General features: G+C 51.0%; 19 protein-coding genes. 16 read left to right on the forward strand and 3 right to left on the reverse strand.

All coding sequences use genetic code 11. From position 1 onward, the window contains the following. Positions 1 to 15: 15 nt before the first annotated feature. The 3 genes from Q0612_RS05085 to Q0612_RS05095 all read right to left on the reverse strand — a co-directional run bounded on the left by Q0612_RS05085 (position 16) and on the right by Q0612_RS05095 (position 4,937). Positions 16 to 3,063, reverse strand: a complete 3,048-nt coding sequence (locus Q0612_RS05085; protein ID WP_298881592.1) for an efflux RND transporter permease subunit — start codon at positions 3,061 to 3,063, stop codon at positions 16 to 18. Next, positions 3,063 to 4,178, reverse strand: a complete 1,116-nt coding sequence (locus Q0612_RS05090; protein ID WP_298881595.1) for an efflux RND transporter periplasmic adaptor subunit — start codon at positions 4,176 to 4,178, stop codon at positions 3,063 to 3,065. Before Q0612_RS05090 ends, Q0612_RS05085 begins: the two co-directional genes overlap by 1 nt. Before the next feature lie 150 nt (positions 4,179 to 4,328). Continuing rightward, entirely contained in the window at positions 4,329 to 4,937 is a 609-nt protein-coding gene (locus Q0612_RS05095) for a TetR/AcrR family transcriptional regulator (protein WP_249747157.1), read from the reverse strand. A gap of 197 nt (positions 4,938 to 5,134) precedes the next feature. Here Q0612_RS05095 and Q0612_RS05100 point away from each other — a divergent pair, with 197 nt between their 5' ends. The 16 genes from Q0612_RS05100 to Q0612_RS05175 all read left to right on the forward strand — a co-directional run bounded on the left by Q0612_RS05100 (position 5,135) and on the right by Q0612_RS05175 (position 18,726). Next, a complete protein-coding gene (locus Q0612_RS05100) occupies positions 5,135 to 6,271 on the forward strand; it encodes a DNA recombination protein RmuC (RefSeq protein WP_298881604.1) in 1,137 nt (378 codons plus the stop codon). After that, positions 6,258 to 6,473 (forward strand): hypothetical protein, encoded by a 216-nt coding sequence (locus Q0612_RS05105; protein WP_298881607.1) that lies wholly within the window; start codon positions 6,258 to 6,260, stop codon positions 6,471 to 6,473. The genes Q0612_RS05100 and Q0612_RS05105 overlap by 14 nt, the downstream gene beginning before the upstream one ends. A gap of 15 nt (positions 6,474 to 6,488) precedes the next feature. After that, positions 6,489 to 6,992, forward strand: a complete 504-nt coding sequence (locus Q0612_RS05110; RefSeq protein WP_298881610.1) for an NUDIX domain-containing protein — start codon at positions 6,489 to 6,491, stop codon at positions 6,990 to 6,992. A gap of 106 nt (positions 6,993 to 7,098) precedes the next feature. Continuing rightward, complete coding sequence (locus Q0612_RS05115) at positions 7,099 to 7,839, forward strand: YebC/PmpR family DNA-binding transcriptional regulator (RefSeq protein WP_009146253.1); 741 nt, start codon at positions 7,099 to 7,101, stop codon at positions 7,837 to 7,839. A gap of 97 nt (positions 7,840 to 7,936) precedes the next feature. Beyond that, a complete protein-coding gene (gene ruvC / locus Q0612_RS05120) occupies positions 7,937 to 8,431 on the forward strand; it encodes a crossover junction endodeoxyribonuclease RuvC (RefSeq protein WP_293691877.1) in 495 nt (164 codons plus the stop codon). After that, on the forward strand, positions 8,432 to 9,034 hold the full coding sequence (gene ruvA / locus Q0612_RS05125; protein WP_298881617.1) for a Holliday junction branch migration protein RuvA: 603 nt from the start codon (positions 8,432 to 8,434) through the stop codon (positions 9,032 to 9,034). Between the two features lie 75 nt (positions 9,035 to 9,109). Next, the gene (ruvB, locus tag Q0612_RS05130) at positions 9,110 to 10,117 is read left to right on the forward strand and encodes a Holliday junction branch migration DNA helicase RuvB (protein ID WP_298881620.1); all 1,008 of its coding nucleotides are present in this window, start codon (positions 9,110 to 9,112) and stop codon (positions 10,115 to 10,117) included. 26 nt (positions 10,118 to 10,143) lie between these two features. Beyond that, positions 10,144 to 10,746: an epoxyqueuosine reductase QueH gene (locus Q0612_RS05135; RefSeq protein ID WP_298881623.1), complete on the forward strand. Its 603-nt coding sequence runs from the start codon at positions 10,144 to 10,146 to the stop codon at positions 10,744 to 10,746. Between the two features lie 290 nt (positions 10,747 to 11,036). Next, entirely contained in the window at positions 11,037 to 12,326 is a 1,290-nt protein-coding gene (locus Q0612_RS05140; RefSeq protein WP_298881626.1) for a SpoIID/LytB domain-containing protein, read from the forward strand. Positions 12,327 to 12,371: 45 nt separating this feature from the next. Continuing rightward, complete coding sequence (gene queA / locus Q0612_RS05145; RefSeq protein ID WP_298881629.1) at positions 12,372 to 13,400, forward strand: tRNA preQ1(34) S-adenosylmethionine ribosyltransferase-isomerase QueA; 1,029 nt, start codon at positions 12,372 to 12,374, stop codon at positions 13,398 to 13,400. A 59-nt stretch (positions 13,401 to 13,459) separates the two neighbouring features. After that, positions 13,460 to 14,575 carry a tRNA guanosine(34) transglycosylase Tgt gene (gene tgt / locus Q0612_RS05150; RefSeq protein ID WP_021721033.1) on the forward strand — a complete coding sequence of 372 codons (1,116 nt, stop codon included), beginning with the start codon at positions 13,460 to 13,462 and terminating at the stop codon, positions 14,573 to 14,575. 141 nt (positions 14,576 to 14,716) lie between these two features. Further along, positions 14,717 to 15,007 (forward strand): preprotein translocase subunit YajC, encoded by a 291-nt coding sequence (gene yajC / locus Q0612_RS05155; protein WP_298881633.1) that lies wholly within the window; start codon positions 14,717 to 14,719, stop codon positions 15,005 to 15,007. Beyond that, positions 15,007 to 15,591 carry a 5-formyltetrahydrofolate cyclo-ligase gene (locus Q0612_RS05160; protein ID WP_298881638.1) on the forward strand — a complete coding sequence of 195 codons (585 nt, stop codon included), beginning with the start codon at positions 15,007 to 15,009 and terminating at the stop codon, positions 15,589 to 15,591. Before yajC ends, Q0612_RS05160 begins: the two co-directional genes overlap by 1 nt. A gap of 44 nt (positions 15,592 to 15,635) precedes the next feature. Beyond that, positions 15,636 to 16,874 (forward strand): protein translocase subunit SecD, encoded by a 1,239-nt coding sequence (gene secD, locus Q0612_RS05165; protein ID WP_298881640.1) that lies wholly within the window; start codon positions 15,636 to 15,638, stop codon positions 16,872 to 16,874. Next, a complete protein-coding gene (gene secF / locus Q0612_RS05170) occupies positions 16,874 to 17,758 on the forward strand; it encodes a protein translocase subunit SecF (RefSeq protein WP_298881642.1) in 885 nt (294 codons plus the stop codon). Before secD ends, secF begins: the two co-directional genes overlap by 1 nt. 191 nt (positions 17,759 to 17,949) lie before the next feature. After that, the gene (locus tag Q0612_RS05175) at positions 17,950 to 18,726 is read left to right on the forward strand and encodes a YdcF family protein (RefSeq protein ID WP_298881644.1); all 777 of its coding nucleotides are present in this window, start codon (positions 17,950 to 17,952) and stop codon (positions 18,724 to 18,726) included. The last annotated feature ends 157 nt before the right edge of the window (positions 18,727 to 18,883 follow it).

Raw genomic sequence — 18,883 nt, forward strand, 5'->3', positions numbered from 1 at the left:
AAACCAATCTCAGCTCTATTCTGCTTTAACCTTAAACACAATCGCGTACAGCACCGGCAGTACCACCAGCGTCAGCAGCGTTGCTCCGGTCAGACCGCAGGCAATAGCCACAGCCATCGCATTCCAGAACTGGCTGGCGAACATCGGAATCAATCCCAGTACCGTAGTGAAGGCTGCCAGCATAATCGGACGGAAACGCACAATTGCTGATTCCGTAATCGCCTTGGCAGGCTCCATCCCGGCATCAAGATGCTGCTGAATCTGGTCAACCAGCACCATACTGTTACGGATAATCGTACCGGTGAGCGCCAGAATACCAAGCTCAGCCATAAAGCCCAAAGCGGAATTGAACAGCAGTAGGCCGAAGATAACGCCGATTATACCCATCGGCGCCGTCAGCATAATAACCAGCAGCTTGCGGATATCCTGCATCTGCAGCATAATCAGAACGACAATCAGCAGCAGCATCAGCGGTATAGGCTTCATCAGATAATTCAATGTATCGTTGCTGTCCTCCAGCGAACCGCCTACCTCGATGCTCATGCCGGCAGGCAGCTCCTTGCGCAGGGGCTCCAGCTCCTTATACACCTGCTTGGTAACATCGTTGCCGGTAACGCCGTCAACAATACCGCCGTTGACGGTAATCGTAGGACGCAGGTTGCGGCGCCAGATGATATTGTCCTCGCTGGTGTAATCAAGATGCGCAATTTGTGACAGCGGCACAGCGCCCTGGCTCGTAGGAATGGAGATAGTTTCCAGCTGCGAAATATCTGCGCGCTGGTCAGGCTGCAGGCGGAAAACGATACCAATCTGCTGGTCGCCCTCTAGGTAGGTTGCAACAGTATAACCGGATACCTGAGCCTGCAGAGCGTTGGCCACAGTCTGGCGCGTGAGCCCCATTTGCAGCAGCTTGTCATTGTCGACCTTCAGCTTAACTGCGTTGGTCTGCTCCAGCCAGTCAAGACGTGTCATGTTGACGTAGGGATTAGCGGCCATCACCTTGCGCACCTTTTGCGCATATTCCTTAACCTGCGCATCGCTGTTGCCGGTGACGCGGATCATAACAGGATAGGGAGCAGGCGGACCGAGCGGAATCGAGCGGGAGTAGACAATAGCCTCCGGCAAATGCTCGGCAGCCAACTCGCTGATGCGCTTCTCCAGCTTTTTGCGGTCCTCAACGCTCTTGGCTACAACTACGAGCTGTGCATAGTTATCACGCGGCTGCACCGGATCGATTACCAGCACAAAGCGCGGTGCGCTTTCGCCTACATAGGTGGAAACGTGGTCTAATTCTTTATCGTCCTTAATCAGATTCGTCAGCTTGCGTGCTGCGGCATCTGTAGTTTTAATCGAACTGCCCTCAGGCATATTAAGCTCTACCAAAAGCTCCGGACGTACGGAGGCGGGGAAGAATTCCTGGCTGACGAAGCGCAGCATGAACATGGAAAGTCCCAGCATCGCCAGCGTAATGCCGATAACTGTAATGCGGTGTCCCAATGCCCAGTGCAGCAGCTTGCGGAAGGCGCGGTAGAAGCTGTTGTCATAAGATTCCTGCTTGATAACGGTAGGACGGATCCATTCATAGCCCAATACCGGTGCCAAGGTTGCGGAAACAAGCCAGGACAGCATCAGGGTTACGGTCATAACCGGGAAAAGGCTGTAGGCAAATTCCGAAGCACTGGCCTTGGAAAAGGCAATCGGCATGAAGCCGAGGCAGGTAATGGTGGTGCCTGTCAGCAGCGGCCAGGCGCAGGTTTTGAAGGCATAGGAGGCTGCCTCCTTACGCGGCATGCCTTCAGACATTTTTACTTCCATCAGCTCCACGACGACGATGGCGTCATCGACCAGCATACCAAGGGAAACAACCAGTGCGCCCAGGGATACCTTATGCAAATCGATGCCCAAAGCGAACATGGCGCAGAAGGAGCCTAACAAAATCAGCGGGATGCAGCAGGAAATTACGTAACCGCTGCGGCGTCCGAGTGTCATCAGGCTGACTACCAGCACGATGATAATTGCCTCGTAAAGGCTTTCGGAGAATTCGCTGATGGATTTCTTTACGACCTCAGGCTGGTTGGCAACCTGATTAAGCTCCAGTCCGAGCGGCAGTTCCTTTTGGATACGGGCGATTTCCTTGGCAAGATTTTCGCCGAGCTTGATGTTATCGCCGCCGTCCTCCATAGAAAGAGCAATGCCGACTGCGGGCTTGCCGTTATAGTACATCATTGTTTCCGGCGGGTCTGCATAACCGCGGGTGATGGTTGCGATATCGCCCAGGCGGAAGACACGGCCGTTGGCATTGATGGGGATGGCAGCAATATTTTCCACGCTGTCGGGGCTGCCGGTAATGCGCAGGTAGGAGTTGGCTGTGTCGGCTTCAATCATACCGCTGGCATTGACCGAGGTCTGTGCTTTGATAGTGTTGGCAATACTGTTGATATCCAGTCCCAGCTGCGATAGCTTGGCGGTTTGCATCTGCACGAAGATTTTCTCCGGCTGAACACCTACCAGCTCAACCTTTTTGACATCAGGCACGCTGAAGAAGTCCAGCTTAATTTTTTCGGCGTATTTACGCATATCCTCATAGGTGAAGCCGTCACCGGTAATTGCGTAGATATTGCCGTAAACATCATCAAAACGGTCGTTATAAAACGGACCTACGGTACCCGACGGCAAGTCCTTCTTGCCGTCATTGACGATATTGCGCAGCTCCAGCCAGCGCTGACGTACCGTGTTGCCGGTAACCTCATCCTTGAGCGCTACGGTAATAACGCAGACGCCGGGGCGCGAATAGCTGGTGATTTTCTTAACCTGCGGCAAGCTTTGAATCTGCTTTTCCAACGTATTGGTCAGATGCATCTCGACATCTTTGGCGCTGGCACCGGGCCAGGCTGCGGATACTACCATCTGCTTGACGGCAAAGCTGGGGTCCTCGCTGCGTCCGAGCGATTTAAAGGAAAACATACCCATAATCAGCACAAGCACAGCAAAGAAGTAAACTAACTGGCGATGGTTAATAGCCCATTCTGCCCAGTTGGCATGATGCTTTTCGTTGTTTGACATCAGATATCACCGCCTTTGGTCAGACGTACCTGTTGGTTATCGACAAGCTTGCTGAGGCCGGCGGTTATCAGAATATCACCCTTGTTTAAGCCGCCTGCCAGACGCACATTGTTGCCTACGTAGCCGGCAACCTTAACGTCCTGCAGCACAGCGCGGTTATTGCGCACCAGCCAGACCTGTGTCTTGCCGTTCACCTGATACAGCGCCGTAGCGGGGATAACAAGCTCGTCCGCTGCTGCCGCAGCGTCCTTAAAGCTGACCTTGGCAGTCATGCCGAGCTTGGCTGCTGCAGGCAGCTGCGGCACCGCAACGCGCACCTTATAGGTACGTGTAATGCTGTCGGCAATAGGCGAAATTTCGCGGACAGTGCCCTTCGCCGTAACATCGGGAAGCGCCCAGAAGCTGATTTCTGCCTGCTGGCCGATACTTAGCTTGACGTTTTCCGGCACATTAATCTGGATTTCTCGTTCACCGCTGCGCACGATGGTGACCATCGGCGTACCGGCTGCCGTTACCTGGCCTGCTTCGCCGGTGATGGCTGCCACAACGCCGTCGGCATCACTCGTCAGCTGCGTGTAGCCAAGCTGGTTGCCGCTGGCGTTGGCGTTGGCCTGTGCCTGACGCAGCGCAGCATTGGCTGCCTCTAGCTGGGTGTTGTATTGGTCGCGCGTTGCTTCGCTTACAGCACCGCCGGCATACAGCTTGTTAAAGCGTGCTGCATTGTCGGCTGCCAGCTTTTGGTTGGCAATGGCAGATGCCAGCTGCGCATTGGCTGCTTCTACGCTCTGGTTTACATCCTTCGGGTCGATGGTCATCAGGATCTGGCCGGCGTGTACCCGGTCGCCGACGTTGACAAGACGGGAAGCAATTCTGCCGGCAGTCTGGAAGGCCAGCTGGCTTTCGTAGCGCCCGCGTACCTCGCCTGGATAGACGGTGGAGGAATCGACAATGCTTTCGCCAATCGTCATAGTCCGGACGATGGGGATGTAGTTTGCCTCCTGCGGCTTATGCGTAATACTGCTGTAAAGCTGCCAGCCTGCGGCTGCCAGTATGACAACGGCAGCTCCGGCAGCGAGTTTCTTTTTATCAGGAAGTTTTTCCATAATAGACTGCATGATTTAACAGCTCCCTTGCAGAAAAGTTTTATTGTTGTAAAATTTTTAATCGTTCAATTAAATTATAGGTTGTAATGTAGACAGCGTCAAGCAACAAAGTTGTAAACAAAAATAAAGCTGCCGGAAAGCAGCTTTGTTTAAGGAATATATTTATTTTTTGCTAAGCGATGCAAGGTAGGTGTTGAGCGCTTGCAGCAGATAATCCAGCTCTGCGCCGTTTTTGAAATTGCCCAGCTCGCAGATATGGCTATGCATCAGAAAGAAGAACATGATAATACCTTCCAGCGTGAAGGCAACGTGGGTTGCTTTGATATCTGCAACGATTTCGCCGCACGCAATCGCTTCCTCAACCAGCTCCGTCATGAACTGGTGGATGCGGTACAGCTTGCTGCGCACATAGTTTTCAAACATGGGCTGTGGTGTCAGCAGCTCGCGGTAAATCAGGTGAATGTTATAGGGGTTCTGCTGCTGCATTTCGGCAATGCCGTCTACATAGGTTCGCAGCTTGGTCAGCGGTGAACCTGGCTGCTGACGGATTTTGTCCTGCAGCTTCAGAAATTTTTCGGCCTCGGTATATAAAACCTCCTGATATAAATTCTTCTTGCCACCGAAATAATAGGAAATCAATGCGCTGTTGACGCCGCTGGCAACAGAAATCTGCTTGATGGACACGGCAGCAAAGCTGTCCATGGCAAACAGCTTGGTTGCGGCTTCAAGAATTTTATCAGCAGAGTTGAGATTAGGACTTTCATCTATCATATAATGTAATACCTCTTTGGAATAAATAATGTATGAATATATTATACACGATTTGGGCGCAGATGTAAGCTGATTTTGTTAAAAAAGTTGAATTGCGAAAATGTTATAACGAACATAAAAATTTTGTTCGTTAATCTGTTGGCTATGTGGTTGATTTCTGCTATAATAAAAAAATAACGGAGGTCACTATAAAAGAAATGAGTACATTAGCTATAGCTTTGATGATTGTCATAGCCTTGCTTTTGGCAGGTGTGATAATATTATTGATACAGGGACGGCCCAAGGCTGATATGACAGCGCAGCGGCTGGAGCTTTTGGAGCGCAGGCTGTCGGAAAGCATGTATGACCTGCGCGGCGAGCAGAGCACGCTGGCGCGGGCAGCACGCCTGGAAAACCAGGCGGCGAGCGACAGGCTGAGCGAGCAGATTGACAAGCGGGTGGCACGTCTGGCGGATATGACGGACCAAAACCTGGAGCGCATCCGCATGACTGTGGACGAGCGCCTTAATCAATCGCTGGAGCAGAAGTTCGCGCAGGTCAACAAATGCCTGGGCGAGGTACACCAGTCCTTGGGACAGATGCAGAGCCTTTCCTGCGGCGTGGACGAGCTGCGGCGCGTTCTTTCGAACGTCAAGGTGCGTGGCACCTGGGGTGAAATGCAGTTGGGCAATATCCTCAAGGATATTCTTGACCGTGCAAGATATGTAGAAAATGCTGAGGTGCGTCCGCACAGCGGCCTGCGCGTGGAATATGCCCTGCGTTTGCCGGGGCAGCGGGAGCAGGAGGTGCTGTTGCCAATTGATGCCAAGTTTCCGCTGGAGGATTACCAACGCCTGCAGCAGGCGCGTGAGGCCGGTGATACGCAGTCAGCGGATGCAGCGGCGAAGCAGCTGGAGCGACGCTTGAAGAGCGAAGCGAAGGATATTTGCGAAAAATATATCTGCCCGCCGTATTCGACGGATTTTGCCGTAATGTATCTGCCGAGCGAGGGCTTGTTTGCGGAGGCTTTGGCTTTGCCGGGACTGGCCGAGGAGCTGCAGCTGAAATTCAGAGTTTGCGTGGCGGGGCCTACGACGCTGGCAGCGTTGGTCAACAGCCTGCAGCTGGGTTTCCGTACCTTGGCGGTGCAGCAGCGTACTACCGAGGTATGGCAGCTGCTGAACAAGGTGAAGCAGGAGCTTGCCGGCTTGGAAGCAGCCCTTGATAAAACAGCCAAAAAGCTGGAGGAGGGGCAGAATGCTCTGCATACAACCAAGCGCTATACAGCACGCTTGCAGAAGCAGCTGGATGCTGTGCAGCTGCTAGATGAGGAAAAGCATCATGATAAAGAATAATGAGCCTCATCCCTATAAAAAGCCGCCGCTGTGGGTACAGATATTATTGTGGGCCTACGGCTTTATGTGGCTGAATATGATTTTTGTTACGGGCTTAAACAGCCTGTATCTCGGTTATATAGATTATGACAGCGGCAGCATTGCCTTCGCCATGACCTGTGGCTTTTGGCTGATTTTCAAATATTTGCCGCGCTTGCTTTAAGAGGGGGAATTTATCATGGAGCAATGGGATATTTATGACAGTGAACGCCGTCTTACCGGACGGACAATGAAAAAGAATGACTGGATACTGCAGGACGGTGAATACCATCTGACAGTGCTTGGTGTTGTGCGTAACACCGACGGACGCTTTCTGATTACCAGACGTGTGCTGACGAAGGCCTGGGCTGCCGGCTGGTGGGAGGTTCCCGGCGGTGCGGTGCAGGCGGGTGAAAGCTCACGCGAGGCTGTAAACCGCGAGGTGTGGGAGGAAACAGGTCTGGATGTTTCTGCCTGCGTTGGCGGGCCGGCGCTTACCTATCACCGCGAAAATCCGGGTGAGGGCGACAATTATTTCGTCGACTGCTATCTCTTTACGTTGCCTTTTGCACCGGAGCAGGTAAAAATTCGCCATAATGAGGCGCTGGAATATAAGCTGGCGACGTTAGAGGAAATTCAGGAGCTGGCGCAACAGGGAATTTTTTTACATTATGACAGCATTAAGGATGTTTTTGCAAAATAAAGCTATCTGCTGGCGTTTGCTGTTGAAAAAACACAGCTGGCGTGGTAAAATATTATGGTAAATGCTTAAATAAATATGGCAAAGAGAAAGTTTGGAGGAATTTACAATGTCAGGACATTCTAAATGGGCGAACATTAAACATAAAAAAGGCAAGGCTGACGCTCTGCGCGGCAAAATCACTACTAAAATCAGTCGCGAAATCACCATTGCTGTTCGTATGGGTGGTGCTGATCCTACCGGTAACATGAAGCTGAAGCTGGCTCTGTCCAAAGCTAAGGCTAACAATATCCCGAAAGACAACATTCAACGTGCAATCCAAAAGGGTGCAGGTGCTCTGGAAGGCCAAAGCTTCGAAGAGATTACCTATGAAGGCTACGGTCCTGCAGGCGTTGCTATGATGGTTAGCTGCCTGACCGATAACCGTAACCGTACCGCTGCTGATGTACGTCACGTATTTTCCAAGCACGGCGGCAACCTGGGTGCCAGCGGCTGTGTAAGCTACATGTTCAAACAAAAAGGTATCTTCGCAGTTAGCGCTGAAACCGGTGTTAGCGAAGACGATCTGATGATGATCGCTCTGGATGCTGGCGCTGAGGATATCAAGAGCAGTGAAGACGGCTTCGAAATCATTACCGATCCGGCTGCTTATGACGATGTAGAAAAGGCTTTGGCTGATAACAATATTGAAGTTGCAATGTCCGAAATCACCATGGTACCTGATACTATGGCTGAGCTGTCCGGTGAGGACGCTGAAAAGGTTCAGAAGATGCTGGACGCATTGGATGATTGCGATGATGTACAAGACGTTTACACCAACGCTGACTTGCCGGAAGACGACGAGGAATAATATTATTATTACGAAGTAACTGCAATATGCGCGAAGCATAGTTGCAGAAAGGAAAGCAGGCAGTTGATGTCTGCTTTCTGTTTTTTGAGAGGTTTTTATGCTGGTTTTAGGAATTGACCCTGGTACCGCCATTTGCGGTTATGGCCTGGTAGATATGACAGGCAACCGTCTGCGCCCGGTTTTTTACGGCTCGGTGCTGACGGATAAGGACATGCTGCCTGAGCTGAGGCTGAAGAAGATTTACGATGATATTTCAGATATCATAGAACACTTTAAGCCAGATTTGCTGAGTATTGAAAAGCTGTTTTTCAACCGCAACGTGACTACTGCGATTCCTGTAGGACAGGCACGCGGCGTTGTGCTTTTGGCTGCTGCCAACAAGGGACTGCCGGTGATGGAGTTTACGCCGATGCAGATTAAGCTGTCGGTAGTAGGCACAGGCAGTGCGACGAAGGAGCAGGTTATCTATATGGTGATGCATCTGCTCAATATCCGCGAAAAAATTAAACCGGATGATACGGCAGATGCGCTGGCAGCGGCAATCTGCGGCATCAATACTGCGTCTACGCGCAGATGGCAGGAGGGCAGATAAATGATAGGTTCATTGAAGGGCACTGTTGACAGCCTGGGCATAGACAACTGCATAATCGAAACGGCAGGCGGCGTAGGCTACCGTGTTTTCATGCCGGCAGCACAGCTGGCACAGCTGACGCAGGGTGCATCCGTACGCCTGCACATCCACACGGCGGTACGCGAGGATGCCATTGTTCTTTACGGCTTTTTGAGCCAAGAATATTATGACCTCTTTGAGCTGCTGCTGACTATCAGCGGCGTAGGGCCCAAGATGGCCTTGGGTATTTTATCAGCAGTCAAGCCCGATGACTTTTATCTGGCGGTGCAGAGCCGCGATATCAAGGTGCTCACTAAGCTGCCGGGTATCGGCAAAAAGACGGCGGAGCGCCTGCTGCTGGAATTGAAGGACAAGGTCGGCCCCGTGGCCGCCGAAAGCGCTGACAGCTTCGGCGAAGCAGTAGCTGCCGGAGGCAGCGGAGCGGTAGCGGAGGCTATTGAAGCACTTGCTTCCCTTGGCTACAGCAACAGCGAGATTATGCCCGTAATCAAGAAAATCGAAGGCGCAGAGAGCAAGACGAGCGAGGAAATTCTGAAGCAGGCCTTAAGACTGATGATGAAGTAATTTCCCGTAGATAAATCGTCTGGCGGTATTTGAGCCTGCAGCAGTAGGCTGCAAAAGGCTTACTAGGAGGTACTTATGGAATTTGATGATAGAATTATTGCCGGGGCGGAACAGGAAGCAGATGGCTGGCAGTACAGCCTGCGTCCGCGTCTGTTAAATGAATATATAGGTCAGACGCAGGTCAAGGATAATCTGTCGATTTTCATTAAGGCTGCCGCTGCCCGCCACGAAGCGCTGGATCATGTGCTGCTGTTCGGGCCTCCGGGCCTGGGCAAAACTACGCTGGCCAACATTATTGCCAATGAGCTTAATGTCAACATCCGCGTTACCAGCGGACCGGCGATTGAACGTCAGGGAGATTTGGCAGCAATCTTAACCAATCTTGGCGACAATGATGTACTTTTTATTGACGAAATCCACCGCTTGTCCAAGACCGTAGAGGAAATCCTGTATTCTGCTATGGAGGATTTTGCGTTAGATATTATTATCGGCAAAGGTCCGGCGGCGCGCAGCGTGCGTCTGGACCTGCCGCATTTTACGCTTATCGGCGCTACCACGCGCCTGGGCGCGATAGCAGCGCCTTTGCGTGACCGCTTCGGCGTGCAGTGCTGCCTGGAATTTTATAAGCCGGAGGAGCTGCAGTTTATTATTACACGTGCAGCGGAAATCCTGAATGTGAAAATCGACCAGGAAGGCGCTATGGAAATTGCCCGCCGCAGCAGAGGCACGCCGCGTATTGCGAACCGTCTGCTGAAGCGTGTGCGCGATTTTGCACAGGTGCTGGGTGTGGAGGTTATCGACCGTCAGCTGGCAGACGAGGCATTGGCCAAGCTGGAGGTTGACCGCTACGGCTTCGACCGCAATGACCGCAAAATCCTGACAACCATCGTCAAAACCTTCGGTGGCGGTCCTGTCGGCATCGAAACGATTGCTGCAGCCGTAAGCGAGGAGTCCTCAACCATTGAAGATGTAATCGAGCCGTATCTGATGCAGCAGGGAATGCTGAACCGCACCTCGCGCGGACGTATGGCAACACGCGAAACCTACAGATATCTGGGAATGCCATATCCCGAAAATCAATGAAGCAGCCAAGCTGCTCAGGAGGAAAAATGAAATTATTATTACACGCCTGCTGTGGCCCCTGCGCCTGTTATCCTACGGAGCAGCTGACGGCAGCGGGTACAGATTTCGATATTTTGTTTTTTAATCCTAACATTCATCCATACAAGGAGTTCAAGCACAGGCTGAGCACGCTGCGGGAGTTTTGTGAAAAGAAGCGTTACAATCTTATTATCGACAAAAGCTATCCAATAGAGGAATGCATTCGCGGTATGCTGGCGGAGCCAACTGTGCGCTGCGCCTTCTGCTATCGTATGCGCTTGCGCTACGCAGCGCAGTTCGCCAAGGAAAACGGCTACGATGCCTTTTCTACTACGTTGCTCGTCAGTCCCTATCAGCGCCATGAGCTGATAAAAAAGGAGGCTGAAGCCGCAGCGGCGGAGTTCGGTATTCCGTTCTATTATGAAGACTTCCGCGTCGGCTATCAGCGCGGCGTGAATATCAGCCTGGAGCTGGGGCTGTATCGCCAGCAGTACTGCGGCTGTGTCTTCAGCGAGCGCGACCGCTACGAAATCCGCAAAAAGCCGAAGGCTGAAGCAGCGCAGGATAAGTTTGTGGTTGTAAGCAAAAATATTAAAATGGTGAACAGATAAAGGCTGACGGATAATTGGAGTTTAATGGCAAGCAGTAGAAAAGCCTCTCCTAGGGGAGAGGTGGCATCGCGTAGCGATGACGGAGAGGGGATTTCTATAAAGCTACGTTGCTTGTATTCCCCTCTCAGTCACCCTATCGGGTGACAGCCGCCCCAGGGCGCCTTCTCTTGCCCTGCGGGCAATTCACCTTGTCCCCCCCTAGGGGAGCCTCTCTGGCCATATGTCCTCAAAGGGAGCCTTTCACTGTTCACTGCTCCTCTTCTTAAACTTAGCAAATCGAGGAAAAGTATATGCTTAAAAAATTACTGATACTGTTTGTACTGTTATTTACTTTTATATTTGCCTCTGCTGCAGCTGCCGCCGAGCAAATCCGTATAGGAATTGTGGTGGGGCAGGCAACGGCAGAGCTGAGCTGTGAGGATGAATTCACAGTGCGTGATTCGGCGGGCAAAACGACTACGATGCCCAAGGGAAAATATTTCATCCATGTGCAGCAGGGAAAGCTTTTCTTTGATGATAACAATGAATTTGGTAATGAAGCGTTTGTTGCTGCGGCGGCAGGCAAAAGCTCACCGCAAATCAATAAACGCAGTTATAAAGGGGATTTTCAGCTTCGTGCTGAGCAGGGGGATAAGCTTTTGGTAGTTAACAGACTGCCTTTGGAGAATTATCTGGCGAGTGTGCTGCCTGCCAAAACGATGGTCGTATGGCCTGATGAGGTCATCAAGGCCCAGGCAGTTGCTGCCCGCAGCTATGCTATGTATAAAATGGAGCAGAGCAAAAATGCTTATGCTTTGCTGGCAACAGATAAGGAGCTGCCTTACGAAGGCACAGGCAAGCGCATCGAAAAGTCTGCTGTGACGAAGCTGATTCAGGCGACGAAGGGGCAGTATCTTGCTGATGCTTACGGACGTGCCATCGAAGCAGTAACCACCTCGAGCACTGGCGGCAGAACCGAAAGCGCTTTAAATCTTTGGGGAACTCCCGTCAGCTATCTGCAGTCGGTAGAGGATTACGACAGCGATAGTCCTGAATATACCTGGGAACGTCGCGTGACACCGGCGTTTTTGGAAGGCTTGCTGGCGCAGCGTGGCTATGCTGCTGGCAAGCTGACAAGCATTCGCCTGTCACCGCTAGATGACGCAGGTGTTGACAGAACGCCTACGGGACGGGTAAAATATATTATCCTCTCCGGTGAAGCTGCCACTGTAAAAATCAGTGGCGATGAGCTGGTGGAGCTGTTGGGATTGAACAGCGCTCTGTTTGAGCTGGAAACCGGTACACCGGTGCCAGAAACGCTCAAGGTGCCTATTGAAGATCATTATGGTATGGAAATTGGCAGCAAGGATATAGACATCAAGGTTAATGAGTCGAAAAGGCCTGTCTGGAAAAATTTAGTCCGTAGCTACCATCTTTTGGGAGGCGGCAAGGAGGAAAAAATAATTTTCCATGGCAAGGGTAAGGGCTCCGGCCTTGGCTTAAGTGCCTGGGGGGCGCGCGGCCTGGCGAATGCTGATGCCAAAGCAACCTATAAAACGATTCTGGCACACTATTATCCCGGAGCTAAGCTTGTCCGTTAGCAGGAAGCTATGTCCTGTAATATATAAGAAAAGAGAGAAATTTACATGTTAGTAACTGATTTTGATTATGAGCTGCCACAGGAGCTGATTGCTCAGCATCCTATGGAGCCACGTGACCATTCGCGTCTGCTGGTGGTTGACAAAAAAACTGGTGAAATTGAGCACAAGCATTTTTATGACCTGGTAAATTATCTTAAGCCCGGTGACGTGCTGGTGTTTAATGATACCCGCGTTATTCCTGCACGTTTGCATGGTACGAAGGATACCGGCGCTCATGTCGAGGTGTTTCTGCTGACTCGCAGAGATGCAACCGACTGGGAGGTTCTGGTACGCCCCGGCAAAAAACTGCAGGTTGGTGCCAAGATTAAATTCAGCGATGAATTGAGCTGCGAGGTTATCGAGCACACCGACTTCGGCGGACGCGTAGTACGCTTCAAGTATGACGGTATCTTCGAAGAAATTCTTGACCGTCTGGGTGAAACTCCTCTGCCGCCGTATATTACGGCACCGCTGGAGGATAAGGAGCGTTATCAGACTGTTTATAACCGTGAGCGCGGCAGTGCTGCCGCTCCGACTGCAGGCCTGCACTTTACCAAAGAGCTGCTGCAGAAAATCAAGGAAATCGGCTGCGAAGAGGTTTTTGTAACGCTGCATGTAGGCCTTGGTACCTTCCGTCCCGTAAGCGAGGCGAAGATTGAAGACCACAAGATGCATAAGGAGTTCTACACCGTATCGCAGGAGGCAGCGGATGCAGTAAATAAGGCGAAGGCTGAAGGCCGCCGTATTATTGCGGTAGGCACCACGGCAGTACGCACTCTGGAGGCTGCAGGCGCTGACGGTCAGCTGCACGCCGGCAGCAGCTGGACGAATATCTTCATCTACCCTGGCTATAAATTCCGTCTGGTAGATGACCTCGTAACCAACTTCCATCTGCCGCAGAGCACGCTGCTGATGCTGGTAAGCACTCTGTCTACCCGTGAGATTATGCTGCAGACTTATAAGAAAGCGGTTGAAGAAAAATATCGCTTCTTCTCCTTTGGCGATGCCATGTTTATTACAGACCTCAATAAATAAGATTTTTTTGCCTTCGCCGCAAAGCCGAAGGCGCTGATAAATATTTTTAGGAGTTGCATATGACAAAACACGCAGTAACCTACGAACTAATAAAAGAATGTCCGCGCAGCGGCGCACGTCTTGGCCGCCTGCATACGCCGCATGGTACCTTTGAAACTCCGATGTTTATGCCTGTCGGCACACAGGCAACGGTAAAAACTCTGGCACCGGAAGAGCTGTATGATATGGGCAGCCAGGTTATTTTGTCTAATACATATCATCTGTTTTTGCGTCCCGGTCACGAGCTGGTGCGCAAGGCAGGCGGCTTGCATAAGTTTATGAATTATAAGCGCGGTATGCTTACCGACAGCGGTGGCTTTCAGGTATTCAGCTTGGGTGCAATGCGCAAAATCACCGAAGAGGGCGTAATGTTCCGTTCGCATATCGACGGCAGCAAGCAGTTCCTCTCGCCGGAGGTTTCTACTCAGGTGCAGGAGGCACTGGGCGCTGATATCGCGATGGCCTTTGATGAATGCATCCCGTATCCCGCTGATTTTGATTACGCTAAGCGTTCTACCGAGCGTACCACCCGTTGGGCCAAGCGCTGCCTGGAAACGCATACACGCGAGGACCAGTCCATGTTCGGTATCGTGCAGGGCGGTATGTATCCTGAGCTGCGCCGCATGAGCGTGCAGCAGCTGACAGAGCTGGACTTTGCCGGTTATGGTATCGGCGGTCTGTCCGTAGGCGAGCCTAAGCCTATGATGTACGATATTCTTTCGCAGACCACCGAGCTGATGCCGAAGGATAAGGCCCGTTATCTGATGGGCGTAGGCACTGCCGACTGCATTGTAGAGGCAGTAAACCTGGGCGTTGATATGTTTGACTGTGTGTTCCCGACACGCGTTGCCAGAAACGGCACCGCTATGACGCATACTGGCCGTCTGGTAGTACGCAACGCAACCTACGCTGAGGACTTCCGTCCGATTGAGGAAGGCTGTGACTGCTATGCCTGCCGTAACTTCAGCCGTGCTTATATCCGCCATCTGTTTAAGGCAGAGGAGATTTTCGGCCTGAGACTCTTGTCTATTCATAATCTGCATTTCCTGCTGCATTTCGCTAAGGAAATCCGTGAGGCAATCGCTAATGACTGCTTCCCTGAGTTCCGCGAAAGATTCTTAGAAAATTATCGTTGATAACAAGGATTTTTCCGATTTGCAGAGAATATATAAAAGTGGTATAAATAAACCAAACTATTGCATACTAAAAGGTTTGCAAGAGGAACCTGCAAATATGTCCGAATTTGCGGGAAGTGATAAAATGTGGAGGTGTTCAATATGCAAGGTGGAGATACAATGGCTTTGCTTAATTCTCTCTGGCCCTTTGTTTTAATGGGCGGCATATTCTATTTCATGCTGTGGAAACCCCAGAAAAAAGAGCAGCAGAAAAGACAGGATTTGTTAAATAGCCTTAAGGAAGGCGACGAAATCATTACCATTGGTGGTATCTATGGTAAGATTACGGCTATTTCTGAAAAACGCGTTAAGGTAGAAGTTGCCGAGGGCGTAGTAATCGAAATGGCGCGCAACGCTGTCAGCGGCTTCCAAAACCCCGCTAAGAATTCCTGATGGTGATTGCAGAAGAAAAAGTTGAGCTGCGCAAGTATTTTAAAAGGCTGCGGTCGCAACTGACCGCAGAGCAGGTTGCATCCGGCAGCCTGCTGACTGCCCGTCAGATACTGGCCTGTGATGCATATCGCAAAGCGAGTTGCATCATGGGCTATTTGGCTTTCGGAAATGAGCTGTCTGTAGACCTGGTGTTGCAGCAGGCCTTGCACGACGGCAAGACTGTTGCTGTGCCGCTGGTACAGTCGGCTACGGAGATGGCTCCTGTTCAGCTGGAGAACATGCTGAACTTTGAGCTTGACCGTTACGGCATCCGCAGCGTCCGCCAGCCGGCGAAGCTGCTGCAGCCGCAGCAGCTTGACCTTGTACTGGTGCCTGGAGTGGCCTTCGGCCGCGACGGCAGCAGACTGGGGATGGGCGCAGGCTATTACGACCGTTTTCTGCCGCAGGCGGAAAACGCATTGCTCATGGGCATCGCTTACGATGCTTTTATTCAGCCGAGTCTGCCGCGGGATGAATTTGACGTGCTTGTACAGCTTTTAGCAAGTGAAAGCGGGATTACCACTCTCAGTCCGCTTAGCTTATAAATTAAATCCAGTTAATCCAAAAAAATCTTAAGGAGGAAGTTATTTTGCGTTGGAATGAATTCGGGAAATTTCTGATTGTCGCTTTGGCGATTATCGGCGGTTTCTGCGTATACATCTCGCCTCTGGCTAATTCCATTAAACAGGGCTTGGATCTGCAAGGTGGTACTCATGTAGTTTTACAGGCAGTGGATACGCCGGAACTTAAGGTTGACGATGACGCTGTCAACCGCAGTGTAAAGGTTATTGAGCGTCGTGTCAATGAGTTGGGCCTGACCGAACCTGTTATTCAGCGTCAGGGCAAAGACCGTATTATTGTTGAACTGCCGGGCGTAAAGGACCCTGAAAAAGCTATTTCTATGCTGGGCCGTACCGCTATGCTGCAGTTCAAGGATGAAAGCGGCAAGGTTGTCCTCACAGGCAGTGACCTGAAGGACGCTAAGGCACAGGTTTCCCAAGGCAATCAGGCTGTAGTTGGCCTGGAATTTAATGATGCAGGCGGCAAAAAATTTGCTGACCTTACTGCCCGCAATGTAGGCAAAAAAATTGCTATCGAGCTTGACGGTCAGGTACTGACTGCTCCTGTAGTACAGGAAGCTATCACCGGCGGTCATGCACAGATTTCCGGCTCCCGTAACGTTGAGGAGGCCGAGCATCTGGCAATCCTGCTGCGCAGCGGCAGTTTGCCGGTTAAAATCGAAGTTATGGAAAACCGTACCGTTGGTCCTACCCTCGGTCAGGATTCCAAGGACAAGAGTGTTAAAGCCTTCAGCATCGGTATCATCGGCGTATTTGTCTTCATGCTGCTGTTCTACCGTCTGGCAGGCGTAGTTGCGGACATTGCTCTGCTGCTGTACGTAATGCTGCTGCTGCTGGTAATGCGTTATCTGGGTGCAACACTGACACTGCCCGGTATCGCAGGTATTATCCTGTCTGTCGGCATGGCGGTTGACGCCAACGTACTGATTTTCGAACGCTTCAAGGAAGAAGTTAAGCGCGGCAAAACTCTGCGCAGTGCGATGGATTCCGGCTTTGGCCGTGCTATCGTAACCATCCTTGACTCCAACCTTACTACTATTATGGCCGCAGCCGTACTGTTCTACCTGGGCACCGGTCCTATCAAGGGCTTTGCTGTTACCCTGGCACTTGGTACCTTGCTGAGTATGTTTACCGCAGTAACCGTTACCAAATTCCTGCTGCGCTTTTTGATTTACAGTAACATCACCAAGAGTCCCTTCCTGTTTGGTGCAAAAGCACCGAAAGCAAAAGAGGAGGTGGCTAAATAATGAAGTTATCTATTGTTAAGCGTTATAAAATTTTCTTCGCTATTACCATCACCTTCCTGATTATCGGTATCGGCTCCATGCTCTTCAAGGGCTTCAACTTGGGCATTGACTTTACCGGCGGCAGCATCATGGATCTGCAGTTCAACAAGCCTGTTACTGTATCTCAGGTACGTGATGTGCTCAAGGAAAAGGATCTGGGTAATGCTATTATCCAACTGGAAAGCAGCGACAGCAATGCCAAGAGCTCTAAGGGCGTGCTGATTCGTACCGGCGTTATCAGCGACGAGCAGCGTCAGCAGGTTATGACCGACCTGAAGAGCAAGCTTGGCGACTTTGCTATCCAGCGTGTTGAAAACGTTGGTGCTACCGTCGGCGGTGAGCTGATTCAACAGGCTGTTATGGCGATTGTGCTTTCCTGGTTCCTGATGATTGCTTATATCACCATCCGCTTTGAATTCCGCTTTGCTCTGGCAGCAATTGTCGCTTTGATTATCGACGTAATGGTAACTCTGAGCTATTTCTCTCTGTTCCATATGGAACTGGATTCCTCCTTCGTTGCAGCTCTGCTGACGGTTGTAGGTTATTCTGTCAACGGTACTATCGTTATCTTCGACCGTATCCGTGAAAACCTGAAAATCCATCGCCGTAGCGAAAGCATGACGGAAATGGTAGACAACAGTATCTGGCAGACCATGGGACGCAGTATCTATACTGTAGGTACCTCTCTGTTCGCTGTTGTAGCTATCTTCATCTGGGGCGGCGAAACTATCCGCAATTTCTCCTTTGCGATGCTGGTAGGCTTCTCCAGTGGTGCTTATACCTCCACCTTCCTGGCAGGTCCGTTATGGATGATGCTGCGTAAGCTGAAACCCGGCAGAGACTAAGATTAAAAATTATAGCCTGTGTGCATTCATACCAATGAATGCTGCAGGCTATTTTTTCTTGTTTTTACTACTGAAAAAGGCTACAATAGAAGGCGTAATGATAAGCTGTTAACCAGCATGGCTGTCGCTTTTTAGCATATAGCAAGCACAGCACTTCACATAATCTTTAGCCATAAGCAGGGAGAAGCACAATGATTTATGTATTGAAATTTATCGCAGCCTTTTTGCTGCCACCGGGTTTATTTGTTTTACTCGGAATAATCTTGAGTATTTATTTATGGCGTAAGCGCCAGCGCTTTGGTTGCTTAGCTTTTCGCTTAAGCGCCTGCCTGACGCTGTTGTTATATCTTAGCTGCACCTTAGTGGGTGCCAAGCTTTTGGGGCAGCCCTTGGAAAACCGTTATAGTCAGCAGCAGCCTGCTGCTGCGCAGGTGATAGTGGTTCTGGGCGGCGGCAGCGTCGGCTCTGTGCCTGACGGCACTGAGCGCGGCGGCCTGATGTCCGCCGGTGCGGCGCGTCTGCTGACGGCAGCGCGCCTGGCGAAGCAGCATTCGCTGCCGGTGCTCATCAGCGGCGGGCAGGTGTTCAGCGATGGCGCAAGCGAGGCGCTGGTCGCCGAGCGGATTCTGTTACAGCTGGGACTGCCGCAGGAGCAGATTATCGTCGAGACGCAGGCCAGGACAACGAAAGAAAATGCTGCCTATTCTGCTGCACTCTGCCGTGAACGCGGCTATAAAAATGTACTGCTGCTGACAAGCGCGCTGCATATGCCTCGCAGCATGCAGTTCTTTGAGCGTTATTTAGGCGGGCAGGGCATTAAGGTTGCCGCCTATCCCTGTGATTACACGCTCAATCCTAAGGGGCAATTTAATCCGCGCTGGCTGGTGCCACAGCTGCAGGCATTTGATATAACCTGTATGGCATTACACGAATATGTGGGGATGGCAGGTGCTTTTTTACAGCGTTAAATTGCAGTAGTCAGTTGCAAGCAGCCTGTGAATTTGCATATTTTCCACCTTTTTTGTATAATAAGTAACAGATAGAAACAAATATTATTTTTGGGTGAGGTATAGTGTGAAACAACATCTTTAGCTGCGTACATTGTCGTAGATTGATTTTTGGCGC

It is taken from the genome of uncultured Phascolarctobacterium sp. (assembly GCF_937920985.1).
Classification (GTDB): Bacteria; Bacillota; Negativicutes; order Acidaminococcales; family Acidaminococcaceae; genus Phascolarctobacterium_A.